At 55.7% G+C, this 24,760-nt stretch carries 18 protein-coding genes; 12 read left to right on the top strand and 6 right to left on the bottom strand.

The window, feature by feature from the left end:
* Window positions 1-141: 141 nt before the first annotated feature.
* Complete coding sequence (locus tag ABH909_RS13360; protein ID WP_429433738.1) at window positions 142-2,061, bottom strand: ATP-binding cassette domain-containing protein; 1,920 nt, start codon at window positions 2,059-2,061, stop codon at window positions 142-144.
* Between the two features lie 214 nt (window positions 2,062-2,275).
* On the opposite strand from ABH909_RS13360, the gene ABH909_RS13355 reads away from it, so the two are divergent.
* A complete protein-coding gene (locus tag ABH909_RS13355; protein ID WP_429433735.1) occupies window positions 2,276-4,204 on the top strand; it encodes a transglycosylase SLT domain-containing protein in 1,929 nt (642 codons plus the stop codon).
* A 181-nt stretch (window positions 4,205-4,385) separates the two neighbouring features.
* Here ABH909_RS13355 and ABH909_RS13350 read toward each other — a convergent pair whose 3' ends face one another.
* Complete coding sequence (locus ABH909_RS13350; RefSeq protein ID WP_429433733.1) at window positions 4,386-6,173, bottom strand: ABC transporter transmembrane domain-containing protein; 1,788 nt, start codon at window positions 6,171-6,173, stop codon at window positions 4,386-4,388.
* A 258-nt stretch (window positions 6,174-6,431) separates the two neighbouring features.
* On the opposite strand from ABH909_RS13350, the gene ABH909_RS13345 reads away from it, so the two are divergent.
* A complete protein-coding gene (locus ABH909_RS13345) occupies window positions 6,432-6,611 on the top strand; it encodes a PA1571 family protein (protein WP_095634240.1) in 180 nt (59 codons plus the stop codon).
* A 184-nt stretch (window positions 6,612-6,795) separates the two neighbouring features.
* Here the strand turns inward: ABH909_RS13345 and pdxB are convergent, their stop codons facing one another.
* Window positions 6,796-7,938: a 4-phosphoerythronate dehydrogenase PdxB gene (gene pdxB / locus ABH909_RS13340; RefSeq protein WP_429433729.1), complete on the bottom strand. Its 1,143-nt coding sequence runs from the start codon at window positions 7,936-7,938 to the stop codon at window positions 6,796-6,798.
* A gap of 296 nt (window positions 7,939-8,234) precedes the next feature.
* Between pdxB and ABH909_RS13335 the strand changes: the two genes are divergently transcribed.
* Complete coding sequence (locus tag ABH909_RS13335; RefSeq protein ID WP_429433726.1) at window positions 8,235-9,644, top strand: MATE family efflux transporter; 1,410 nt, start codon at window positions 8,235-8,237, stop codon at window positions 9,642-9,644.
* On the opposite strand, the gene tusA is transcribed toward ABH909_RS13335, so the two are convergent.
* Entirely contained in the window at window positions 9,641-9,892 is a 252-nt protein-coding gene (gene tusA, locus ABH909_RS13330) for a sulfurtransferase TusA (protein WP_007907805.1), read from the bottom strand. The two genes, ABH909_RS13335 and tusA, sit on opposite strands and share 4 nt — an antisense overlap.
* Window positions 9,893-10,073: 181 nt before the next feature.
* Window positions 10,074-11,147 carry a 23S rRNA (cytidine(2498)-2'-O)-methyltransferase RlmM gene (gene rlmM / locus ABH909_RS13325; RefSeq protein WP_123496472.1) on the bottom strand — a complete coding sequence of 358 codons (1,074 nt, stop codon included), beginning with the start codon at window positions 11,145-11,147 and terminating at the stop codon, window positions 10,074-10,076.
* A gap of 221 nt (window positions 11,148-11,368) precedes the next feature.
* Here rlmM and acnA point away from each other — a divergent pair, with 221 nt between their 5' ends.
* The 9 genes from acnA to ABH909_RS13280 all read left to right on the top strand — a co-directional run bounded on the left by acnA (window position 11,369) and on the right by ABH909_RS13280 (window position 23,416).
* On the top strand, window positions 11,369-14,110 hold the full coding sequence (gene acnA / locus ABH909_RS13320) for an aconitate hydratase AcnA (RefSeq protein WP_429433724.1): 2,742 nt from the start codon (window positions 11,369-11,371) through the stop codon (window positions 14,108-14,110).
* 191 nt (window positions 14,111-14,301) lie between these two features.
* Entirely contained in the window at window positions 14,302-15,093 is a 792-nt protein-coding gene (locus ABH909_RS13315; RefSeq protein ID WP_429433722.1) for a CPBP family intramembrane glutamic endopeptidase, read from the top strand.
* Between the two features lie 436 nt (window positions 15,094-15,529).
* On the top strand, window positions 15,530-16,231 hold the full coding sequence (locus tag ABH909_RS13310; protein ID WP_429433719.1) for an ABC transporter permease: 702 nt from the start codon (window positions 15,530-15,532) through the stop codon (window positions 16,229-16,231).
* Between the two features lie 13 nt (window positions 16,232-16,244).
* Window positions 16,245-16,898, top strand: a complete 654-nt coding sequence (locus ABH909_RS13305) for an ABC transporter ATP-binding protein (RefSeq protein WP_429433718.1) — start codon at window positions 16,245-16,247, stop codon at window positions 16,896-16,898.
* Window positions 16,899-16,946: 48 nt separating this feature from the next.
* Entirely contained in the window at window positions 16,947-18,053 is a 1,107-nt protein-coding gene (locus ABH909_RS13300; RefSeq protein WP_429433716.1) for an ABC transporter permease, read from the top strand.
* A gap of 40 nt (window positions 18,054-18,093) precedes the next feature.
* The gene (locus ABH909_RS13295; RefSeq protein ID WP_429439881.1) at window positions 18,094-19,170 is read left to right on the top strand and encodes a polysaccharide biosynthesis/export family protein; all 1,077 of its coding nucleotides are present in this window, start codon (window positions 18,094-18,096) and stop codon (window positions 19,168-19,170) included.
* Between the two features lie 23 nt (window positions 19,171-19,193).
* Window positions 19,194-20,174, top strand: a complete 981-nt coding sequence (locus tag ABH909_RS13290) for a glycosyltransferase family 4 protein (protein ID WP_429433714.1) — start codon at window positions 19,194-19,196, stop codon at window positions 20,172-20,174.
* The gene (locus tag ABH909_RS13285) at window positions 20,171-21,772 is read left to right on the top strand and encodes a capsular biosynthesis protein CpsB (RefSeq protein WP_429433712.1); all 1,602 of its coding nucleotides are present in this window, start codon (window positions 20,171-20,173) and stop codon (window positions 21,770-21,772) included. The genes ABH909_RS13290 and ABH909_RS13285 overlap by 4 nt, the downstream gene beginning before the upstream one ends.
* Before the next feature lie 156 nt (window positions 21,773-21,928).
* Entirely contained in the window at window positions 21,929-23,416 is a 1,488-nt protein-coding gene (locus ABH909_RS13280) for a hypothetical protein (RefSeq protein ID WP_429433710.1), read from the top strand.
* Window positions 23,417-23,574: 158 nt separating this feature from the next.
* On the opposite strand, the gene ABH909_RS13275 is transcribed toward ABH909_RS13280, so the two are convergent.
* Window positions 23,575-24,510: a KpsF/GutQ family sugar-phosphate isomerase gene (locus ABH909_RS13275; protein WP_429433707.1), complete on the bottom strand. Its 936-nt coding sequence runs from the start codon at window positions 24,508-24,510 to the stop codon at window positions 23,575-23,577.
* Window positions 24,511-24,760: the final 250 nt, after the last annotated feature.

Here is a 24,760-nt window from a genome sequence, read left to right as displayed (position 1 = left end):
CGATCTTTTGATCTTGTTTTGAAAGGATCACCAAACCTTTCAACCCAAAAGCCAAGCTCAAAAGATCGCAGCCTTCGGCAGCTCCTACGAAAAGCCCGGCGCTCATCACTGAACGCCGGGCTTTTTTATCGCCGGATCAACTCAGGCATCCAGCTCGGCCCAGCGCTCGACCATCACGTCGAGTTCAGCCTGCAACTGTTCCAGCTGAGCGATCACCGCCGCAGTCTCGGCAGCAGGACGCTGATAGAAGCCGACATCCGCCATCTGCGCTTCAACCACAACGATCTGCTGCTCCATGGCTTCGATCTGACTCGGCAACATTTCCAGCTCACGCTGCAACTTGTAGCTGAGTTTCTTCTTCACCACTGGCGTTTCGACTGCCGCAGCAACTGGCGCAGCTTCGGCGGTCACAACTGCCGAGTTCAGGTCAGCCTTGCCGGACTTGCTCTCGGTCACACCCAACAGGCGCGGCGAGCCGCCCTGGCGCAGCCAGTCCTGATAACCCCCGACGTATTCGCGAACCTTGCCCTCGCCTTCGAAGACCAGGGTACTGGTGACCACATTGTCGAGGAATGCCCGGTCGTGGCTGACCATCAGCACGGTGCCGTTGAAGGTCAGCAAGACCTCTTCCAGCAGTTCAAGGGTTTCCACGTCCAGATCGTTGGTCGGTTCGTCGAGTACCAGCAGGTTCGCCGGTTTGCTGAACAGTTTGGCCAGCAACAGACGGGCACGCTCACCACCGGACAGCGCCTTGACCGGCGTGCGGGCACGCTGTGGGCTGAACAGGAAGTCGCCGAGGTAGCTCAGCACATGGCGACTCTGACCATCGATATCGATGAAATCGCGACCTTCGGCCACGTTGTCGATCACGGTCTTTTCCAGGTCCAACTGATGGCGCAACTGGTCGAAGTAGGCCACGTCGATGCGCGTCCCCTCTTCCACTTTGCCGCTGGTCGGTTGCAGACCGCTGAGCATCAGTTTCAGCAGCGTGGTCTTGCCGGTACCGTTGGCGCCAAGCAGACCGATACGGTCGCCGCGCGTCAGGACCATCGAGAAATCCTTGATCAGGAACGGGCCACCCGGGTGAGCGAAGCTCACGTTCTCGAGAACCATGACCTGCTTGCCGGACTTGTCGGCGGTATCCAGCTGAATATTGGCCTTGCCGGTGCGTTCACGACGCTCGCTGCGTTCGACGCGCAGGGCTTTCAATGCGCGAACACGGCCTTCGTTACGGGTGCGACGAGCCTTGATGCCCTGGCGGATCCAGACTTCTTCCTGGGCCAGCTTCTTGTCGAACAGCGCGTTGGCGGTTTCTTCAGCAGCCAGAGACGCCTCTTTATGCACCAGGAAACTGGCGTAGTCGCCGTTCCAGTCGATCAGGCCGCCACGATCCAGTTCCAGGATGCGGGTCGCAAGGTTCTGTAGGAATGAACGGTCGTGCGTGATGAACAGCACGGCGCCCTGGAAATCCTTCAGCGCTTCTTCGAGCCAGGCAATGGCGCCGATGTCCAGGTGGTTGGTCGGTTCGTCGAGCAGCAGCAGATCCGGTTCGGAAACCAGAGCCTGCGCCAGCAGGACGCGGCGACGCCAGCCGCCGGACAATTCGGCGAGGGTCTTGTCGGCCGGCAGTTGCAAGCGGCTCAAGGTGCTGTCGACCAATTGCTGCAAACGCCAGCCGTCTCGGGCTTCGAGGTCGTGCTGGACGTGCATCAGTTTGTCCAGGTCGGCGTCGGTGACGATGTTCTGGCTCAGGTGGTGATACTGGGCGAGCAGTTCGCCGACACCGTCAAGGCCTTCGGCAACCACGTCGAACACGGTCCGCTCGTCGGCTACCGGCAATTCTTGCGGCAATTCGCCAATTTTCAGGCCAGGTGCGCGCCAAACAGAGCCGTCATCGGGCCTCTGGTCGCCCTTGACGAGCTTCATCATGCTGGACTTGCCAGTGCCATTGCGGCCGATGATGCACACCCGCTCACCACGGGCGATCTGCCAGGACACCTTGTCCAACAACGGCATAGCGCCGAAAGCAAGGGACACATCGCTGAATTTGAGCAGGGTCATGAGCTTCTCCAAAAACCGGGCGCGCATTCTACCTGACTTGAGGCTGCAGAAGGCCGGCAATTTCAATGTCGAAGCACTCTGCACAACAATTGTTGCGAACTTGTGCCAACAGCTCGGCAAAGCTTTCGCCCCTTGCTGGCAAAAGGCTAAGCTACAGACAATTCAGTGCCGCGCTTGCCGGCACTTGTCATGATTTTCTCTGCCCGGACGTCTCATGCGCAGTCGCCTTTTCAGTCTTTTTTCGTGTTTGCTTCTTACAGCCGCTGTTGCTCAATCCGCCCAGGCGGTGGACTTGTCCACCCAACGCCAGTACTACGATGAAGCCAAGCGCGCCTTGGCTAAAGGCGATTCTGGCCCTTACTTCCGTTACCGCCAGGCCCTGCGCGATTATCCGCTGGAGCCCTATCTGGCTTATGACGAACTGACCGCGCGCCTGAAAACCGCGAGCAACGCCGAAATCGAGAAATTCCTCGCCGAACACGGTGACCTGCCCCAAGCCAACTGGATGAAGTTGCGCTGGTTGCGCTGGCTGGCCGAGCGCGGCGACTGGGCAACCTTCGTCAAATATTATGACCCCAAACTCAATTTCACCGAACTGGACTGCCTGAACGCGCAGTATCAGATCAGCCACAACCGCAAGACCGAAGGCTATGCCAACGCTGAAAAGCTCTGGCTGACCGGTAAAACCCAGCCCGACGCCTGTGACGGCTTGTTCGGCATGTGGGCCGCCGAGGGTCAACTGACCGAACAGAAACGCTGGGAGCGCACCAAACTCGCCGCCCAGGCGCGCAACTATGCGCTGGCCAACAGTCTGATCAATGGCCTGAGCACCCTCGCCCCGCGCGGTCGCCTGCTGGTGGATGTGGCGCAGAAACCCGAGCTGCTCAATCAGCCGTCGCGTTTCACTCCGACCGATGAACCGATGTCCGACATCGTCAGCCTCGGCCTGCGCCGTCTGGCTCGTCAGGATCCGGAAAAGGCCATGGCCCTGCTCGACGGTTACGCCAACAGCATGCACTTCTCCCGTGACGAAAAAGTCGCGATTGCCCGGGAAATCGGCCTGACCCTTGCTCGTCGTTTCGACAGCCGCGCGCTGGACGTGATGACCAAATACGACCCTGAGCTGCGAGACAACACCGTTTCTGAATGGCGCCTGCGCCTGCTATTGCGCCTGGCCCGTTGGGATGATGCCTATCAATTGACCCGCCGCCTGCCTCAGGATCTGGCCACCACCAACCGCTGGCGTTACTGGCAGGCTCGCAGCCTGGAACTGGCCCAGCCACAGAATCCGGAAGCACAAACGCTTTACAAGAACCTGGCTCACGAGCGCGATTTCTACGGCTTCCTGGCGGCCGACCGCTCGCAATCCCCTTATTCGCTGAACAACAAACCGCTGGTGCTCAGTCAGGCGCTGATCAACAAAGTGCGCAATACCCCCGGCATACGACGCGCCCTGGAATTCCATGCTCGCGGGCAGATCGTCGACGGTCGTCGCGAGTGGTACCACGTCAGCCGGCATTTCAGCCGTGACGAAATGGTCGCCCAGGCGAAACTCGCTTACGACCTGAAATGGTATTTCCCGGCGATCCGCACCATCAGTCAGGCGAAGTACTGGGACGACCTGGATATCCGCTTCCCGATGGCCCACCGCGAAACCCTGGTCCGTGAAGCCAAGGTCCGTGGCCTGCACTCCAGCTGGGTATTCGCCATCACCCGCCAGGAAAGCGCCTTCATGGCGGACGCGCGCTCCGGCGTCGGTGCCAGCGGCCTGATGCAACTGATGCCCGGCACCGCCAAGGAAACCGCGCGCAAGTTCAACATTCCCCTCGCATCGCCGCAGCAAGTGTTCGATCCGGACAAGAACATCCAGCTCGGCGCCGCTTACCTGAGCCAGGTCCACAGCCAGTTCAATGGCAACCGCGTCCTCGCCTCCGCCGCCTACAACGCCGGCCCCGGCCGCGTACGTCAATGGCTGCGTGGCGCCGATCACCTGAGCTTCGATGTATGGGTGGAAAGCATCCCGTTCGACGAAACCCGCCAATACGTGCAAAACGTGCTGTCGTACTCGGTGATCTACGGCCAGAAGCTCAACTCACCACAACCGCTGGTGGATTGGCATGAGCGGTATTTCGACGATCAATAAGCGGTAATGCCGGATATGTAGGATATGCCGGATATGTAGGAGCTATGTAGGAGCTGTGTAGGAGCTGTCGAGTGAAACGAGGCTGCGATCTTTTGATCTTTTCCGGCACAAATCAAGATCAAGATCAAAAGATCGCAGCCTCGTTTCACTCGACAGCTCCTACACAGCGCCTACACAGTTCCTACAGGTGAAGATCGGTTTCAACCTTGCCGTCATTGAACTGCAACGCCGCCAGCCGTGCATACAGCGCATTACTCGCAATCAACTCTTGATGCGTTCCCACTGCCACCAGTTTTCCTTGATCCATCACCGCGATCCTGTCGGCGTTTTTCACCGTGGCCAGTCGGTGGGCGATGACCAATGTGGTGCGATTTTTCATCAGGCTGGGCAGGGCTTGCTGGATCAAGTGCTCGCTCTGGGCGTCGAGGGCGCTGGTGGCTTCGTCCAGCAGCAGGATCGGGGCGTCCACCAGCAGCGCCCGAGCAATGGCCAGGCGCTGGCGTTGCCCGCCGGACAAACCGAGACCCGCGTCGCCGAGGTGTGTCTGGTAGCCGTTGGGCATTTGCTCGATGAAGTCGTGGGCATAGGCGATTTTCGCGGCTTCCTGGACCTGGGCCAACGTTGCCGTCGGGCGGCCGTAGCGGATGTTCTCTTCGATGCTGCCGAAGAACAGCGCCGGGGATTGCGAGACGAGGGCGAAGCAGCGACGCAGGTCCAGAGGGTCGAGTTGGGTCAGCGGCACGCCGTCCAGCAGGATGCGTCCTTCGATGGGGTCGTAAAAGCGTAACAACAGGTCATACACAGTCGACTTGCCAGCACCGGACGGCCCGACCAATGCAAGGGTTTCGCCGGCGTTGATCGTCAGATTCAAACCATCCACAGCAAAGCTTTGCGGACGCGAGGGGTAGGAAAAGCGCACATCTTGCAGCACCAGATTGCCCTTCACCCGCTCGGGCAACGTCACCAGCCCCTGGGTCGGTGGCTGGATGATGTTTTGCGAACGCAATAATTCGGCAATCCGTTCCGCCGCCCCTGCTGCACGCTGCAGTTCGCCGATCACTTCACTCAACGTGCCAAAGGCACCGCCGACGATCAGGCTGTAAAAAACAAACGCTGCCAGCTCACCCGCGGAAATACGCCCGGCGATGACATCCATGCCGCCGACCCAGAGCATCACCCCGACTGCGCCCAACACCAGCAGGATCACCAGGGTAATCAACCAGGCGCGCTGGAAGATGCGCTTGCGGGCGGTGTTGAAGGCCTCTTCCACCTTCGTGGCAAAACGTTGCTCGTCCTGAACCTGATGGTTGTAGGCCTGCACGGTTTTGATCTGACTCAGGGTTTCGGAAACATAGCTGCCGATATCGGCAATCCGGTCCTGGCTCTGACGTGACAAGGTGCGCACCCGACGACCAAAAATCAGGATCGGTGCGACCACCAGCGGCAACGCAACCACCACGATGCTGGTGAGTTTGGGATTGGTGATAAACAGCAAGACAATCCCGCCGATCACCATCAGCCCGTTACGCAGGAACAGCGACAGCGAAGAGCCGATCACCGACTGCAGCAACGTGGTGTCGGCGGTCAGCCGCGACTGGATCTCGGAGCTGCGGTTGTCTTCATAGAACCCCGGATGCAAGTAGACCAGATGGTTGAATACCCGTCGGCGGATGTCGGCGACAACGCGTTCGCCGATCCAGGACACCAGGTAAAACCGTACAAAGGTGCCAATCGCCAGACCGACTACCAGCAGCATGAACACGCCGATGGATCGGTTGAGCAAATGCGGCGACTGGGTCATGAAACCCTGATCCACCAGCAGGCGAATCCCCTGCCCCATGGACAAAGTGATGCCGGCAGTGACGATCAGCGCCAGCAAAGCGCCCAAGGCCGGCCAGCGGTAAGGTGCGAGGAAACGGTCGGCCAGACGAATGGCGCGGCGGTGACGGGAAGAAAGCATGAAGATCATCCGAAGGTGCAACCAATGGCTGTGACCCGATCAAGCCTACACCGACCGATGGGATTGAACGCTGTAAATCATAATGAGTCAGGTTAATTATGACCGCCAAGACTAGTGACTAGAGATTATTGGTCTAAAGTCCGGGTGGAAAGGTCCGGGTATTTCTGATGGACTGAAGATGCCGTCCTGAAAGATCGCAGGAAGTTGTCATAGCCCGGTCACTTGGCGGTTTTACAGTAAGCACACAACCTGATGAGGAGACAGGCCATGTCCTTGCAAAACAGCAGCGATGACAAGATTCCAGTGATCCGCACGCAGCCAGACCAGTCTTTGGGTTGCTCGATTATTGATAAGGATGGGCGCGAAGTACCGATCACTGAAAATATGATCCAGGACGCTTGCCGCGAACTGGAGAAGCGATTGGTCAAGCCTGCCGAACAAGAGTGATATAGCCACCGTCTTCTTGACCCGGCTCGTTCAGCCGGGTTTTTTATGGGTGCGTGTTTTGTATGGCCTTTGTAGGAGCTGCCGAAGGCTGCGATCTTTTGATCCTGGCTTTGATTGCCGAGGATCACAAGCAAGATCAAAAGATCGCAGCCTTCGGCAGCTCCTACCGGGATCCGGCAGTACGTTAGACCGAGGTTGCGCCTAAGGCCGCCACGATCTGCTGCAACGCCGGTGAATCCCCCTCGATCCGCACCTTCAAGCCATCGATCTCACGCCGCAGCGGGTAATGCTTGCGCAGTGCATCGAACGCCGCACGTTGCTCGCTCACATTACCAACGAGGCTGCGACGGAAATTCGCATCGTCACGGCGCGGGTCGTACACACCACGGCACAACATCGCCAGCGCCCAGACCGGATCGCTGTCGGCGTTCAGCGACACTGCCGACAACCACGGCGCTGGCAGCAAATCGCTCAGGCGGATCTGTTCCGGTTGCCTGAGGAACGCGCAAAGCGCCTGATAGATCTGCGCCGTCCCGCGCTGTCTGCCATCGAGGCTGTAACCGGCAATGTGCGGCGTCGCCAGCACACACAACTCGGCCAGTGCCACATCGACCTCAGGTTCCCCCTCCCAGACATCCAGCACCGCTTGCAGGTCTTCACGCTCCAACAGCACATGGCGCAGGGCGGCGTTGTCGATCACCGGACCACGACTGGCGTTGATCAGCCAGGTGCCGGGCTTGAGCTGATTCAAACGGTCTTTATCGAACAGATGCCAGGTCGCCTGAGGGCCTTGCTTATCCAGCGGAGTGTGCAAACTGATGACGTCGCATTGCTCGATGATCTGCTCGAGGCTGACGTAATCGCCCCCTTCAGCGGCTTGCCGTGGGGGATCGCAGACCATTACGTTCCAGCCCAGACCTTGCAGCACCTTGACCAGCCGCCCACCCACTTCGCCGGCACCGACCACACCGTAGGTGCGTTGAGCCAGGTCGGCACCTTCGATTTCGGCCAGGGTCAGCAGGCTGCCCAGCACGTAATCGACCACACCTCGGGCATTGCAGCCTGGCGCGCTGGACCAGGTAATGCCGGCCTGTTGAAAGTAATCCAGATCCAGGTGATCAGTGCCGATGGTGCAGGTGCCGACGAAGCGCACCTTGCTGCCTTCGAGCAAGGCGCGGTTGACGTTGGTCACCGAGCGCACCAACAGCACATCGGCCTGTTCGACAGTGGCACGGTCGATGGCACGTCCAGGTACCCGGCGGATTTCACCGAAACCTGCGAAGAAGGCATCGAGTAGCGGAATATTTTCGTCGGCAACAATCAGCATGGCAGGCTCCTTTGGCGGATCGGCAGTTTAGGCGTAGATGACACCAAACGACTAGCACCGATCCCCCGTAGGAGCTGCCGAAGGCTGCGATCTTTTGATCTTCTCTTTTGGCGTGAAGGGTTTGGTTAGCTTTATTTAAAGACAAGATCAAAAGATCGCAGCCTTCGGCAGCTCCTACACAGAGGGGGCGCGGTATTGAGAGATTACAACTCCGCAACACAGGACTTTTCCTGACCACTGCGTCAAGGCGTAGAATGCGCCACCTTGCGCATCAAAATCTTCTGGACGTTTCGCCCTTGAACTCTGTGACTGACCGCCCCGCCGCTGTTTCCCTCAACCGCCCGGCCCGGGTTCGCCTGGAGCTGAAAAACCTGCTTGGCCTGGCGTTGCCGATCATGATCGCGCAACTGGCGACCACCGCCATGGGCTTCGTCGATGCGGTAATGGCCGGTCGTGTCGGGCCTCGGGATCTGGCGGCCGTCGCGCTGGGCAACTCGATCTGGGTGCCGGTGTTTCTGCTGATGACCGGCACACTGCTGGCCACCACCCCAAAAGTCGCCCAACGCTTCGGCGCCGGCACCCACAGCGAGATTGGCCCGATCGTGCGTCAGGCCTTGTGGCTGGCGCTGGTGGTGGGTTTGATGGCGACCGGCATGCTGCTCAGCGCCGAACCGATCCTGCACATCATGAAGGTCGACCCCGAGTTGATCGGCCCGTGCATGCAGTATTTGCACGGCATCGCCAGCGGTTTGCCTGCTGTTGCGGTCTATCACGTGCTGCGCTGCTTCAGTGATGGCCTGGGTCGTACCCGCCCGGCGATGGTCCTTGGCCTGTGTGGGCTGGCGCTGAATATTCCACTCAATTACATCTTCATCTACGGCCACTTCGGTGTGCCGGCCATGGGCGGTGTCGGCTGCGGCTGGGCCACGGCGATCGTGATGTGGGTCATGGCGCTGGGCATGGCCGCCTGGGAGCGCTGGGCGCCGGCCTATCAGTCGAGCGAGTTGTTCAGCCGTTTCGACTGGCCACAATGGTCGGTGATCAAGCGTTTGTTGAGCATCGGCCTGCCGATCGGCATTGCGGTGTTCGCCGAATCAAGCATCTTCGCCGTGATTGCCCTGCTGATCGGCAGCCTCGGCGCCACCGTGGTCGCCGGGCATCAGATCGCGCTGAACTTCAGCTCGCTGGTGTTTATGATCCCCTACTCCCTGGGTATGGCCGTGACCGTGCGTGTCGGCCAGGCACTGGGCCGTGAGGAACCACGCGAAGCCCGTTTCGCCGCCGGTGTCGGCATGGCCACCGCCCTGGCTTATGCGTGCTTGTCGGCAAGCCTGATGCTATTGCTGCGCGAACCCATCGCTGCGATTTACACCGCCGACCCGACGGTGATTCAGGTGGCCGCGATGCTGATCGTGTATTCGGCGCTGTTCCAGTTTTCCGATGCGATCCAGGTGACAGCGGCTGGCGCACTGCGCGGCTATCAGGACACGCGGGTGACGATGATCCTGACGCTGTTCGCGTATTGGGGGATTGGTTTGCCGGTGGGTTACGCCTTGGGCCTGACCGACTGGCTCGGCGCGCCGAGTGGCCCGAGCGGGCTGTGGCAGGGTTTGATCGTCGGTTTGAGTTGCGCAGCGCTGATGCTGTCGATCCGCCTGACGCGCAGTGCACGCAAGCGGATCCGCATCAGCCATTCGGCGGGTTAAGCGAGTTTCTTGCGGATCCAGTAGAGGTAGGTGCCTGCCTCTTCGTGCTGCGCGACCAGTTCGTGGTCGAGAAACACGCAAAACTTGGGAATGTCGCGACGGGTCGACGGGTCGGTGGCGATCACCTTCAGCAGGCCGCCAGGCACCAGGTCACGGATGTGCTGGTGCAGCATCATCACCGGTTCCGGGCAATTGAGGCCGGTGGCGTCGAGGGTGCCGTCGACCGGCGTATCGATCATTTCACTCATGGTCTACTCCTGAAACTTGCCGGCATTGTCGCGCATTGCCGGGTGTTCGGTCACCTATGGCAGAACGCCGCCTCCCTGTAGGAGCTGCCGAAGGCTGCGATCTTTTGATCTTGTTTCTAAAGCAAAGTCAAAAGATCGCAGCCTTCGGCAGCTCCTACAGAGACCGCGCACATCTCATTGATTATCGGGATTTCGGTTTTTTCACGTCCAATCGGCGCAGGTGGCAGGTCACTTCTTCGCGATCGTGATACAGCTGCTTGCAGCCGATCTCGACCCGAATGCCCCGCGCCTTGAAGCCGTCGGCAATACGTTCGAGCAAGCGCTTCACTTCAGCATATCGCTGCTTCATCGGCAGCTTGAGGTTGACCACCGCTTCCCGGCAATGCCCCTCGCCGATCCATTCTTCCAGCATCGCCGCGTTGCGCGCCGGTTTCTCGACGATGTCGCAGACCATCCAGTCGACCGGTTGCTTGGGCTTGAAGGTGAAACCGTCAGCCATCAAATGCTGCACCAAACCGGTGTCCATCAGGCTTTCGGCCATCGGGCCGTTGTCGATGGCGGTCACCAACATGCCGCGATTGACCAGTTGCCAGGTCCAGCCACCGGGTGCGGCACCGAGGTCGACGCCGGTCATGTCGCTGTGCAGACGCTCGTCCCACTGGTCGCGGGGAATGAAATGGTGCCAGGCCTCCTCCAGCTTGAGGGTCGAACGGCTCGGCGCTTCACGGGGGAATTTCAGGCGTGGAATACCCATTGGCCACATCGCCGAATTGTTCGATTCCGCCAGGCCCATGAACACTTCGCGACCGCTCTTGAAGGTCAGCAACAGCCGCGGTTTATTGGCGTCTTCCACCAGTTTGCCGGCGGCCATCAGCGCCTTGCGCAGGTGGCCTTCAAACTTCTTGCAGAAGTTCGACAGCTCTTTGCCATCATTGGTATCGACCATTTCCAGCCACAGGCTGCCGCACAGCGGGAAGTCCGCCATGTGCGCAAGGATCACGCTGATGCGGTCGGTTTCCGGCAGATCGATGAAGATCCCGCGAGCCCACTGGCGAGGGAAGATCAGATCGGCGAAACGCTGGCCACGCATCAGGCGCTCGGCGCCGTCTTCTTCGGTGCAAATGAATTCGGCGCAGGCGCTGGCGGTCTTGGCCTTGGCATAACCGGCCACGTTCAGCCGCGCGGCATGTTCGGAAATCTCGGAACAGACTTCGCTTTCGAAGCCCGGCCGGCAATGCATAAAGAGGGTGTTCATTCTTACTCCTGGGCAGTTGGCGAAGAATTCAGCCACTGCGCGATGCCCAGACTTGCGTTGAAGCAAAGCCTGTCACGAAAACCGGCGCATGATAGCCGAGATCGGAACCTTGGACTTGTCCTTAGGGTCCAGTAATTAGCCTTAATGTCTAAACGGGGCTAGGTTAAAAGCTCTGCCCGCCCCTCAGTCCGTAGCCGTGCGGATTTAAAGGAGTCATTTCAATGCCGTCCCTCGATAGCCTGAAAACCCTTAAAACCTTACAAATCGACGACAAGACCTATCACTATTTCAGCCTGCCCGAAGCCGCCAAGAGCCTGGGCGATCTGGACAAGTTGCCGATGTCGTTGAAAGTATTGCTGGAAAACCTGCTGCGCTGGGAGGACGAGAAAACCGTTACCAGCGCCGACCTCAAGGCGATTGCCGCCTGGCTCAAGGAGCGTCGCTCCGATCGCGAAATCCAGTACCGCCCGGCGCGGGTATTGATGCAGGACTTTACCGGCGTCCCCGCTGTGGTCGACCTGGCCGCCATGCGCGCGGCCATGGCCAAGGCCGGTGGCGACCCGCAGCGAATCAATCCGCTGTCGCCGGTGGATCTGGTGATCGACCACTCGGTGATGGTCGACAAATACGCCAGTGCAAGCGCCTTCGGACAAAACGTCGACATCGAAATGCAGCGCAACCACGAGCGTTATGCCTTCCTGCGCTGGGGACAGAGCGCCTTTAACAATTTCAGCGTGGTACCACCGGGCACCGGCATTTGCCATCAGGTGAATCTCGAGTACCTGGGCCGCACAGTCTGGACCAAGGACGAGGATGGGCGCACCTATGCCTTCCCGGACACTTTGGTCGGCACCGATTCTCATACCACCATGATCAACGGTCTCGGCGTGCTCGGCTGGGGCGTCGGCGGGATCGAAGCGGAAGCGGCGATGCTCGGCCAACCGGTGTCGATGCTGATTCCGGAAGTGATCGGTTTCAAACTCACCGGCAAGCTCAAGGAAGGCATTACCGCCACTGACCTGGTGCTGACCGTCACCCAGATGCTGCGAAAGAAAGGTGTGGTGGGGAAATTCGTCGAGTTCTACGGCGACGGCCTCGCCGACCTGCCGCTGGCCGACCGCGCAACCATCGCCAACATGGCCCCGGAATATGGCGCCACCTGCGGCTTCTTCCCGGTGGATGAGGTGACACTGGAGTACTTGCGTTTGTCCGGTCGCACTCCGGAAACCGTGAAACTGGTGGAGGCCTACAGCAAGATCCAGGGCCTGTGGCGCTTGCCCGGCCAAGAGCCGGTGTTCACCGACAGCCTGGCTCTGGACATGGACAGCGTCGAAGCCAGCCTCGCCGGGCCGAAACGCCCGCAAGACCGCGTCTCGTTGCCAAATGTCGCGCAAGCGTTCACTGACTTTCTCGGCCTGCAATTCAAACCCTCCAGCAAGGAAGAGGGTCGCCTCGAAAGTGAGGGTGGTGGCGGCGTCGCGGTGGGGAACGCCGATCTGATCGGCGAAGCGGATTACCACCACGAAGGGAGTACTTATCGGCTGAAAAACGGTGCGGTGGTGATTGCCGCGATTACCTCCTGCACCAACACCTCCAACCCCAGCGTGATGATGGCGGCCGGGCTGGTGGCGAAGAAAGCCGTGGAAAAAGGCCTGAAGCGCAAGCCATGGGTCAAGAGTTCGCTGGCTCCCGGTTCGAAAGTGGTCACCGACTACTACAAGGCAGCGGGCCTGACCCACTACCTTGATGAACTCGGCTTTGCGCTGGTCGGTTATGGTTGCACCACCTGCATCGGCAACTCCGGGCCGTTGCCGGAGCCGATCGAAAAAGCCATTCAGAAAGCCGACCTGACTGTGGCCTCGGTGCTCTCGGGCAACCGCAATTTTGAAGGTCGCGTGCATCCGCTGGTAAAAACCAACTGGCTAGCCTCCCCGCCTTTGGTCGTCGCCTATGCATTGGCCGGTACGGTGCGCATTGATATCAGCAGCGAGCCGTTGGGTCACGACAAGGACGGCCACCCGGTTTACCTGCGAGACATTTGGCCGAGCACTAAAGAAATCGCCGACGCGGTAACTCAGGTGAACACCGCGATGTTCCACAAGGAATACGCCGAAGTGTTTGCCGGCGACGAACAGTGGCAAGCGATCGAAGTGCCGCAGGCGGCAACTTATGTCTGGAACAACGATTCGACGTATATCCAGCATCCGCCATTCTTCGATGATATCGGCGGCCCTGCGCCGGTGGTAAAGGACGTCGAAGGGGCGAAAATCCTCGCGCTGCTCGGCGATTCGGTGACCACCGACCACATCTCCCCGGCCGGTAACATCAAAGCTGACAGCCCTGCCGGCCATTACCTGCGCGAGCAAGGGGTGGAACCGCGGGACTTCAACTCCTACGGCTCCCGTCGCGGCAACCATCAAGTGATGATGCGCGGTACTTTCGCCAATATCCGCATTCGCAACGAGATGCTCGGCGGCGAAGAAGGCGGCAACACGATTTATATTCCGACCGGAGAAAAGCTGCCCATCTACGACGCCGCCATGCGTTACCAGGCGTCAGGCACTCCGCTGGTGGTGATCGCCGGGCAAGAATATGGCACCGGTTCGAGCCGTGACTGGGCGGCCAAGGGCACCAATCTGCTGGGCGTGAAAGCAGTCGTCGCCGAGAGCTTCGAGCGAATTCACCGTTCCAACCTGGTAGGCATGGGCGTATTGCCGTTGCAGTTCAAACTGGATCAGAACCGCAAGAGCCTGAACCTCACCGGCAGGGAAACCGTAGACATCCTAGGCCTGACCGGCGTCGAACTGACTCCGCGGATGAACCTGACGCTGGTTGTCACCCGTGAAGACGGCAGCAAGGAAAAGATCGAGGTGTTGTGCCGGATCGATACCCTCAACGAGGTGGAATACTTCAAGGCCGGGGGGATTTTGCATTACGTGTTGCGGCAATTGATTGCCTCGTAACAGCCTGCTGATAAAACACCGCCTTCGGGCGGTGTTTTTGTTTACGCGGTGTACGTCTCTATAATCGCCGCGCGCCCAAAAAGATCGCAGCCTTCGGCAGCTCCTACATTGGATTGCATTCCCCTGTAGGAGCTGCCGAAGGCTGCGATCTTTGGCGCCCACACAGACACACCCGCTCTCAAGGACTTCAAATGATCGCTCTGCCATGGACTTATCTGGCACTTCTCTCCATGGGCTATGGCCTGTCGTTGATCTACGGCCATCTCGGCTGGCTGGCCTCGATTTCTTTCGCGTTGCTGCTGTTCGCCGGTTTCGCCGTTCGCCAGCAACAGATTCCCGTTGGCCGCTACCTCGGCCACGGCTTGTTCATCTTCCTGGCGGTAGCGCTGGCAATGCACTGGCTTCCTGGCTTCTTCAACGGTCGCGCGATTGATCCCCAGCGTTTCACCGACGATGCCGTGCCGTTTGCGATGTACCTGAATCAGGACAAACCGCTGATCGGTTTCTGGTTATTGCTGATTTGCCCATGGATTGTCGGCCGGCGCTCGTTGCGGCTGTCTGTTTATGCCACCGCCCTCGCCCTGACCGTAAGCGCTGTGCTGGCCTTGGGTGGAGCGCTGTTGCTGGGTGTGATCAGTTGGGCGCCGAAGTGGCCGGATCAAGCCTGGTTGTGGGTGCTGAACAATCTGTTGCTGGTGACGCTGGTGGAAGAAGCGCTGTTTCGCGGCTACATCCAGGGCGGGCTGAGCCGGCAGTTCAAACACCTGCCTTATGGCGATAACCTCGCGTTACTGCTCGCCTCCATGCTGTTCGGCCTCGTTCATCTGGGCGCTGGCTGGCAATGGGTATTACTGTCGGGCCTGGCGGGGTTCGGTTATGGCTTGGCTTATCGTTTTGGCGGGTTGGGCGCGGCCATCGCCACCCACTTCGGTTTAAATCTGCTGCATTTCGGGCTGTTCACTTATCCGATGTTGGCCGGGTAACTAACCATGAGCTGAAAATCTGAGCCGAACCCGGTATCACCCACTGTGGCGCGATTTTTGCCTCATTAGTTCGGGTGTTCCGGTGGCCCACGTTATTTTGACGCCGTCTGCGACAACACCCAATAAACATTGAGAAATCCCTTTCTTTGATACCGAGCTGGCGGCCTGAACCGTTATTTTTTGTCAGTCACTGCAAGGGAACCAATCGGCTTGACTAGTGTCTCCGCCACCGTTTAACCTCGCGCCCCACGAACGGAAGCAGTCTGTTTTACTTCGACAGACAGTCCTCTGAAAATGAATTCAAGCACCGCGTTTATCGCGCGGCTGTGCTGTGCGGTAATTACTCTTGAAGCCTCGCTCATCCCTCCAAATCAAAAAATCCGTCATCTTTGCTCTGGTGTTACGCGAAGCGCGTGCGCGTATTGGTGATAGCCGCATGGGTGCGGTGTGGATGCTGCTTGAACCGATTTTTCACCTGCTGATTTTAAGCGTCCTGTTCTCACTGATTCGCGGCCGGAGCGTCGCGGGCCTGGATTTCCCGGTATTCGTGCTAGTGGGCCTCGCCCCCTTCCTGCTGTTTCGTAACATTGCGTTACGCCTGATGGACAGCCCCAGGGAAAACCGTTCGCTGTTTGCCTATAAGCAAATCAAACCTCTAGACACTTACATTGCCCGCGTCCTGGTGGAGTTCAGCATCTGCGCCTCGGTCTACGCCATTCTGGTGTTCGGCTTCGCCTGGTATGGCTTCGACATGTCGATCAAGGCCCCCATCCAATGGATGCTGACCATGCTGCTGGGGGTGCTATTTGCCTTTGGCCTCGGCATGTTGCTCTCACTGATCGCCCATGCCATTCCCGGCAGCAAACTGTTTATTCGCATGATGTTCTTCCCGCTGTACTTCATCTCCGGAGTACTGATTCCGGCAGCCTATCTGCCGCATGCGATGCTGCCGTTGCTACTGCTCAACCCGTTCCTGCATTTGCTGGAACTGATCCGCGCTGAAATCTTTCCGTTCTACGTGCCCGTCGATGGCGTTTCACTTCATTACGTCATCGCCACCACCCTGGTTTTGCTGTTCGTATCGCTTGGTACCTACCGGGTTCGTCGACTGCATTTGATCTCCACCAAGAACGGCTAACCGCAGGCCTCCCGTGTTCGAGCTCAGAAATATCACCAAGTCGTACCTGACCCCCAAAGGCCGTCGCCACGTTTTCCGTGACCTGTCGCTGAAGATCCCTGCCGGAAAAAACATCGGCCTGATCGGTCGAAATGGCGCAGGAAAATCAACCCTGGTACGTCTGTTGGGCGGCGCTGACGTTCCGGACTCCGGCACCATCGCCACCGACCAGAGCATCTCCTGGCCCGTGGGTTTGTCCGGAGGCTTTCAGGGCAGCATGACCGGTCGCGAGAACGTCAAGTTCGTCGCCCGCGTCTACGGCGCTGTAGGCGAAGCCATGCGCGAGAAGATCCGATACGTCGAAGATTTCGCCGAAATCGGCAGCTGGATCGACGAGCCCGTCAAAACCTACTCATCAGGCATGCGTTCACGCCTGGCTTTCGGCCTGAGCATGGCGTTCGATTTCGACTACTACCTGATCGACGAAGTCATGTCCGTGGGCGACGCACACTTCAAACGCAAGTGCGCAGAAGTTTTTGAAGAGCGACTGCAAAAATCCAAAGTCGTGCTGGTCTCGCACAACATGAATGAAATTCAAAAGCTCTGTGACGTCGTGCTGTTGGTACGAGATGGCGGAGTGCAGATCTATGACGATGTCGCCGAAGGCATCGAGGCCTACAACACCTGATCGCCCTGACCGTGGCGTAATTGTTTTATTTCAAGGATGCGTGTGCATATGAGCAGTACGGGTAAATTCAAGGGCTGGCGCCTGACACTGGGGCTGATCGTGATACCGCTGGCACTGGCCATCGTTTACTACAGCTTTTTTGCCGCGGACCGCTATATCAGCTCCGCGCAAGTAGTAGTTCGTCAGGACGGCAATAATTCTGGTGCCCAATTACCAGGATTGAGCATGCTGCTCAGTGGCACGAACCCCGCCTCCCGGGAAGAGACCCTGTACCTGCGCGAATACATCGTGTCGATGGACATGATGCAACTGCTTGAAGCGCGTCTGCACTGGGTCGAGCAATACACCCAACAACGCAGCGACCCCTTCTTTTGGCTGGCCAAAGACACCGAGCGTGAAGACTTGCTCAAGTACTACCAACGCATGGTCTCCGCTCACTATGACGAAACCACGGGTTTGCTCAGAGTTGAAGTACAAGCCTTCAGCCCGGAACTGGCTGAGCAAATGGTCAAGACCATCCTTGAAGCCAGCGAGCACTTCGTGAACGAAGTCTCCCACAGCATCGCCCGCGAACAGATGCGCTTCGCCCAAGGCGAACTGGAAGGCGCGAAAAAGAACTACACCAAACGCAAAGAAGAGCTACTGCGCTTCCAGAACGTGAACAAGGTTCTGGACGGCAAAAGTTCGGCTCAGGGCCGCGCCAGTATCATCGACACACTGGAAGGCGAGTACTCCAAAGAACGCGCAGTGCTCACGCAAATGCTCTACAAGCTTCGCCAAGACTCCCCTCAGGTCAAACAACAGCAGCAACGGGTCAGCGCGATCCGTGAACAGCTGACCGCAGAAAAACGCCTGCTGGTTTCGGCTCCCGATGGCGACCAACTCAACGTCGTGGCTTCGCGTTTCCAACAGTTGACCCTGGACTCCGGTATTGCTGAAGAAACCTACAAGACCGCCGTTGCCGCACTGGACAACGCACGTATCGAAGCCAGCAAGAAGATTCGCACACTGGTCACCGTGGTTACCCCTAACACACCGCAGTTGGCCCTTTACCCAGAGCGCCTATACAACCTGGCGACCATCTTCCTGGCACTACTGCTGCTCTACGGCATTACTCGCTTCCTAATTGCATCGATCGAGGATCATCGTGATTAAATCCATTTCTGGCCTGCCCCTTCGCCCACTGAACTTGAGCATGCGAAACAGCGCAGTTGCGGGTTTGATGCTGGTGACCCTGACATTGGCAGGTTGCGGTGGCACCCTGTCCGGTGCCGGCCCCTACAAAGGCACCATTGAAGAAAAGAACACCGCTTATGATTTGGTAGATATCAATGCCAATACCATTGCGCCGTTTATGCGTCCAGCCGCCAAACCTGCGTTAGCGACAATCACCAGTCCGACTACGTCCGCCATACGCTTGGCGGGTGGCGACGTGATCAACGTATTGATCACAGACAATGCGCCAGAGGGCACCGCCCTGTTTGCCCCGCTGTCGACTGGCGGCACCCAACTGAAAGTCCGTATCGACTCGCAAGGTATGATCTCCCTTCCCTATGTTGGACGTCAGTTCGTTGCAGGCATGACGCTGATTGAAGTCGAAGACATGATTCGTCAGAAGCTGAAAGGGGTGACATCGGACGTTCAGGCTCATGTAGACCTGGTCGGCGATCTATCGGGCTCAGTACTGGTCGCAGGCGCGGTGAAAACTCCGGGCCGTTTTTCCACTCTTCAAGGTCCACTGACCCTTCTCGACGCCGTCAATCAAGCAGGCGGACCGGTAATGGAGCCGCATCTGGTCAATGTGACGGTCCGTAATGGCAGTCAAGTAAGCACCTTCAACTATGAAGAGGTTCTGGCCGGAAGTAACTTCGTTCTGAAGCCAAACTCAGAAGTGATTTTGGATCGAGCTCGCCAGCGCTTCGTAGCAATGGGTGCTGTAGGCGAACCTGGCCTGCATGATCTGCCCGCTCAAAACACCAACTTGCTGGACGCCCTGGGCTCCGTTGGCGGCTTGAAAGAGTCCAACGCGAACCCTCAAGGCGTTTTTGTATTTCGCATGGGCGACTCCAGCCCAACAGCGCCAGCGAAACCAGTAGTCATGCGTATCGACATGCGTGACCCGGCGGCGATCTTTTACGCCCGCCAAGTCATGCTCAAGCCAGACGATACGATTTATGTGACTAACGCAGCAGTGTATGAGTGGCAAAAAATTATTGGCCCTATTGTGCAAACATTGGTGCTTGGCGGCGCTATCGATAGTCTTCAACGCTAGAACATTTAAATACAGGTACACAGATGACTATCATAGTTAACCACGTAACATCCAATAATGTTCATAGTGGAATCTTCGAGGATATTTTCTCTTATTTCTCTCGATACACAGAACAATACGCAACTCACATCCCAAGTGAGAAACCGATCATTGGCGCTCACATCAGACACTACCATCGTCCACACTTGGAAGAGCGTCTGATCGGGCCGTGCGTGGTTACTGTTCATCATGACTTGAATGACCCAGACAGTTGGCTATCTCTTGATGCGTTCATTGATCGCTATAAAGAGGCTGACGTAGTCATTTGCCTGAACACTTTCCAGCAAAAAAAACTTGCTGAATGTGGAATATTCAACACTTGTGTTATACCACACGGCTACAACCATCACCTGATTGACAAAGCAAGAAATCTTGGTCGAAGCATCAGGCAAAAGTTTACTGTTGCCATTGTCTCCAAGCGTTACGCTAGAAAGGTGAAAGGCGAAGCCTACCTTTTCGAACTCGCCAAACGATTGGATCCCGACAACATTGAGTTTCTCCTGATTGGTGATGGCAGATCAGAAGAAGGAAGAGCACTACGCAAGTTAGGCTTCGATGTTGAAGTTTATGAGCGCCTGCCGTATCCAGCACTCATCGATGCCTATAGAGGCGTCAATGCTTTGCTCATGACAAGTTATTTTGAAGGTGGTCCGGCCAACATCCCAGAAGCAGCAGCAATGGGCGTACCGATTCTGGCAAATCCAATTGGTATGGTTCCCGACCTCATTGAGCACGAAAAGCATGGCATCTATCTGGAAATGGATCCTCATTTGGATGCGCTAATGCTCAATGAACTCGCCACACCGGATAACTCACGATACAAAAGCCTGTTTGAATCCAGTCAGCACGCTAGCGCAAATCTTATTACATGGCAGGACTCAGTTAGCCTCAACATGAAAGAGCACCTTAAACTGCTTAAAGGCAAACAAGCATCGATCAATAAAGTATTAGAGCTATTCGCATGAGTAAGTTTTTCATTGCAGACCCTTTGCACATCAACCAAAGAAACTTTGGAAGCCTCTACGAATATCTTGATGAATCCAAGAGCGCTGTAATCTTCAACGAAGAGCGGCAGGATTTGCTGAGTCTCTTTGGAGACTATTCCTCTCAGCAGGATTCCTTGTTCGAAGAATACACTGAACTAGCTCTTCTACCTCAAGAAAAACTCTTTGAGGCGTCCACCCTTGAAGTTAACCTTTTCAAGGTTGCACGAGCAGAGTTGCTTTCACTACTTATCACTCAGGACAACTTTAGCGACAAACCATTACCCACCAGCACTAAAGAGTTGTTTAATTACATCTACAAAAATGAACGTGAAACCTTGCTGTGGAACATGGCATCCGCCATGCAGTGGTTAAATCACTGGTCGCCGGTAATAAAACAGCACAATCCAAAATTCGTTCTGGTATTTTCGGGAAGCCTGATATACGCAAGATCTCTACTTGAACTCCTGAAGAATAGAGCCCCTCGCGCTTTTGTGCTAGAGAGTTTTTTCACGGGAAGCGACAATTACATTGAAGAAAAGTATGAACCCATCGCCAACAACTCGAACCTGAAGTTTACGGCGTACTATCGATCATTAGGTGCAGACGAACTACCGCTGGAATGGGATCGCAACCGGAACAAAGCAATCAATAAAATTTTGGGCGCCAAAAATAAAAACGTCAATCAACCAGCGGAAAACACAAAAAAACTTTTTTCCAACAATCGCCCAACTCTTCTGATCGCGGGCCAAGTGCTGAATGACTTCTCCCTGCTTGAGCATAACAACATCGGCCTCAACTCTTTAGATTTCTACAAAAAATTAATCCAAAGGATCCTCGAAGAGACTGACCTCAACGTCATATTTAAAGCTCATCCGTGGGAGAGAAAAAAGAAAAATATTGGTCACCCCCTGACATTGACTGAACTGGAAAAGCATTTCAAAGTCGGCGACCTACCGTTCGAGCACGAAAATCGATTACTGTTACTAGAAGACTACAATATTAAGTCGATTTTTAAACAAACAGAATACGTAGCAGGATTGAACTCGCAGGCACTTCTCGAGGCTGCTTTTGAAGGCTTTCGCCCCATTCAGTTTGCCAATGCCTTCTATGGCAATAAAGGTTTTACCTCTGACTACACCTGCGAGTCCCTGGACTTCTTTATCAGCGATTTAAAAGCAGGAAAAATCCCGAGCAAACTGGGCCTTGAACAATACAAGAGCTATGAAACCTTTATTACCAAAGCGCTTCAATTCTCTTTAGCTTCAGCATTTCCCTCTGGGAAGGCCATGCTGAGATCAATTTTCCACATAACGCCTCATATCCCACTTATAACAAAGACAGCCGACAATCAAACAGCAAAAATTGTGCAGCCAGCAACACCCACAAAGCTTGCAAAGGGGCAATCTGCAAGTGAAAAAAAAGACGTAACCGTTATAACAACTGGCACGCCCCCTCCGCCATCAAAGCGTAGAAAAAAACTTAATAAACTCTTGAAAACTCCTAAGAAATTTTTCATGGACTCCAAGAACACCAGAATCAGATGGCTTCATATATTTTTCCCGAAAGGGGCGGCATGACAGAAGCCTATATCCGTTACTATTAAAACCTTGCCTTCGGCGCCTGAAGACTCAAATAATTTCGCTACTTTTGCGATTGACACTTGAGTCTTCATTTCTCAGGCTAGTTGCCATTCGGGAAAAACGCCCGACATTAAAAATGTAGAGCAGAGCCTTATGGATCAAACCATTGACCTAGTCAGAATTATTGAAGATAACGAGCAAATAGTTCTCGGCAAAAAAGTCCTCTTCATCCCTTTAAATAAAGGGTCGAATTCTGAAAAACTTCTTATTGTAATGAGCGCTCACAATCAAGGCGGCAAGTACATGGCCTTGCGTTCATTCCTTGAAAGTCAGATTTGCGACCTATTATTTATCTCGGACCCGAAAAACTCGTGGTACCTGGATGAAGACAATGGCGAAACCTTTTCAAGAACAATCAATTTATTTACAGAAGCGTATGCCCCACATGCAACGTTTCTTTTCGGCTCTTCCATGTCTGGTTATGGCGCCATTTTGCATGCATTTAGACTAAACGCAAACGCAATAGCATCAAACCCCCAGATCAACTTGGACATTACCAAAGACCATGCATGGCCAGAACTTAAAGAGCATATAAACGAGATTGGTGGACATCACACAAACCTAGATGAAGTAGCCCATTCAGAATGGAATGATTCCGCAATTTATGTTATTCATGGACATGATGACATGGACATCATAAATGTTGATCTTTTGTCGCGATCCACCCCGCCAAACAAGAAACTCATCATTCAAACATTAGATATCGACTTACACATCTTGTTTTTTGGCAAGGAAGTTGACTACATCTATAAAATCATGGACTTGCTATACAAATTCCGCACAGACTTGGACCTCAAGAAAATACTCTCCAATTTAATATCGGAAGACAAAACCAACAAACGCCATCTTAGAGCGGAACGGAATAACAGCAAAATCACCGACCCCTTTCGCACTATTGATCACTCCGGCAAAACCGTATCTTGGCAAAACAGGTACTTGCACGAGCAAGTTGGAAAACAAGTATTTTTCTCCAACATAGGATTCTATTTTAATCACCAACTAACTGGTGGAATTTGCTTTTTTGACGGCGAAAGATGGCGACTATCCTCTCCAATTCCGTCCATCAATGACAACCTGATCGCCAAGAACACCGCCCAGACAAATGGCACAATCACAAACCCCACGAATAACCAACACATCAACAACTTTTGGTGGATTAGAAACGAAAGCGATTCGGACATTATAATTGAAGGCAGACATAACTACCTTGAAGTCCATCTAACACCAAACAATACAAAAAACATCTATTTGAGCTCAAGCGTATCTATCGACAAAAAGCAACATGAGTCAATGCTAGGCAAATACCTGACATTGTCCGCCGACGTCTTCACCAGTGAAGGGGACATACACCTAACTCTGGGTGGTGTCGGCGCCTCCGGGTATCATCATAAGAACTCGAGCAAAAACTCTCCGGGATCATGGAAAAACATATCAGTAACAGAACAATTCTTGTCAATTAACTCAGACCACAAAGATTCTATTTTTTTACGACTCAACCTCGCTGCAGATGGGAAAGCCAAGACCGTGCAAATTAAGAACTTGAGTTTGCAAGTAGGGTATTTCCCCATGGGGCTTGCATAGTTAATGCGCTAGCCTGCCCCTCTTGGACTGGACAGTAACAGCTAAACAGGCCAGTAATACGCAATGAAAAAGGCCCAATTAAATCGACGAATATCTCATCAGTTTAATTGGGCTCTCATTATCAAGCTTAAAGCTTCAGTTTTTCTTTACATAAAAATCTAATCAAAAATCTCCACAACCCCCACAACCTCATCCCCCTCATCCGCCGTAACCGGCAATGCCCGAATCTTGTGATCCAGCATATAAGCCTCAGCCTCCGACAACTGAGTCGACGCCTTGACTGTATGCGGATTCGGCGTCAGGAAAGTCGCTACGGTTTCGTTCACGACACCCGGGTTGTCCAGCAACGCGCGGCGCAGGTCGCCATCGGTGACGATGCCGATCAGTTTGTCGTGCTCCATCACCAGGGCGAGGCCGAGGCGGCTGGAGGTCATGACCAGCAGGCAGTCGTGGAATGAGGTGTCACGGGTGACTTTGGGGATGTTGGTGTGCATGACGTCGCTGACGCGGGTCAGCAGTTTGCGGCCGAGGCTACCGCCGGGGTGGTAGCGGGCAAAGTCCATCGGTTTGAAGTCCAGCGCAGCGATCAGCGCGACGGCCAGTGCATCGCCCATGGCCATGGTGGCGAGGGTCGAGGTGGTCGGTGCCAGGTTGTTCGGGCAGACTTCGCGCTCGACGGAGATGTCCAGCCAGATGTCGGCGTGTTTGGCGAGGGTCGATTGGCCGTTGCCAGTCATGGCGATGATTTTGTTGCCGAAGGACTTCAGGCTCGGGATCAGCTTGATGACTTCTTCAGTTTCACCGCTGTAGGAAATCAGGATCAGCACGTCGATCGGCTTGAGCATGCCGAGGTCGCCGTGGAAGGCTTCGGCGGGATGCAGGAACAGGCTCGGGGTGCCGGTGGAGGCGAAGGTGGCGACCATTTTCTGGCCGATCAAGCCGGATTTGCCCATGCCGCAGACCGCAGCGCGGCCCTTGCAGCCGAGGATGAGCTCTACGGCACGCTGGAACTCGCCGTCGAGACGTTCTGCGAGTTGGCTGATGGCTTGCGCCTGGGCGCAGAGTGCATCTTTGGCGATGGGAAGGTGATTCATGGGGAAGCGATCGTTCCTTGATTTAAGGGACGCGTATGTTAACGACTCAATAGGCTGACGAAAACTAACATTGCCATCATTCTGATGACCACCAGAAAAAATCGTCATTTCCCTTGTCGTCGGAGCCGTGAATATGGCAATGGCCGGTTGGAATCCGTACTATCGCGCCCCTTCCGGGTGACTGTTACACAGAGCAGGAAAGGACGCTGCGCCCTTCACGTGTATGTCAGACCGGAAACCGGATGGTTGT

It is taken from the genome of Pseudomonas sp. BS3782 TE3695, assembly GCF_050435305.1.
GTDB lineage: Bacteria > Pseudomonadota > Gammaproteobacteria > Pseudomonadales > Pseudomonadaceae > Aquipseudomonas.
This window is presented reverse-complemented; position numbering and strand designations above follow the sequence as displayed.

Coding starts and splice junctions, on each gene's coding strand:
- ABH909_RS13350 (WP_429433733.1), bottom strand. CDS start 6,173: ATGATCTTCATGCTTTCTTCCCGTCACCGCCGCGCCATTCGTCTGGCC.
- tusA (WP_007907805.1), bottom strand. CDS start 9,892: ATGAGTGAAATGATCGATACGCCGGTCGACGGCACCCTCGACGCCACC.
- ABH909_RS13345 (WP_095634240.1), top strand. CDS start 6,432: ATGTCCTTGCAAAACAGCAGCGATGACAAGATTCCAGTGATCCGCACG.
- ABH909_RS13280 (WP_429433710.1), top strand. CDS start 21,929: ATGGATCAAACCATTGACCTAGTCAGAATTATTGAAGATAACGAGCAA.
- pdxB (WP_429433729.1), bottom strand. CDS start 7,938: ATGCTGATTGTTGCCGACGAAAATATTCCGCTACTCGATGCCTTCTTC.
- ABH909_RS13310 (WP_429433719.1), top strand. CDS start 15,530: ATGGGTGCGGTGTGGATGCTGCTTGAACCGATTTTTCACCTGCTGATT.
- acnA (WP_429433724.1), top strand. CDS start 11,369: ATGCCGTCCCTCGATAGCCTGAAAACCCTTAAAACCTTACAAATCGAC.
- ABH909_RS13300 (WP_429433716.1), top strand. CDS start 16,947: ATGAGCAGTACGGGTAAATTCAAGGGCTGGCGCCTGACACTGGGGCTG.
- ABH909_RS13360 (WP_429433738.1), bottom strand. CDS start 2,061: ATGACCCTGCTCAAATTCAGCGATGTGTCCCTTGCTTTCGGCGCTATG.
- ABH909_RS13275 (WP_429433707.1), bottom strand. CDS start 24,510: ATGAATCACCTTCCCATCGCCAAAGATGCACTCTGCGCCCAGGCGCAA.
- ABH909_RS13355 (WP_429433735.1), top strand. CDS start 2,276: ATGCGCAGTCGCCTTTTCAGTCTTTTTTCGTGTTTGCTTCTTACAGCC.
- ABH909_RS13285 (WP_429433712.1), top strand. CDS start 20,171: ATGAGTAAGTTTTTCATTGCAGACCCTTTGCACATCAACCAAAGAAAC.
- ABH909_RS13295 (WP_429439881.1), top strand. CDS start 18,094: ATGCGAAACAGCGCAGTTGCGGGTTTGATGCTGGTGACCCTGACATTG.
- rlmM (WP_123496472.1), bottom strand. CDS start 11,147: ATGAACACCCTCTTTATGCATTGCCGGCCGGGCTTCGAAAGCGAAGTC.
- ABH909_RS13290 (WP_429433714.1), top strand. CDS start 19,194: ATGACTATCATAGTTAACCACGTAACATCCAATAATGTTCATAGTGGA.
- ABH909_RS13315 (WP_429433722.1), top strand. CDS start 14,302: ATGATCGCTCTGCCATGGACTTATCTGGCACTTCTCTCCATGGGCTAT.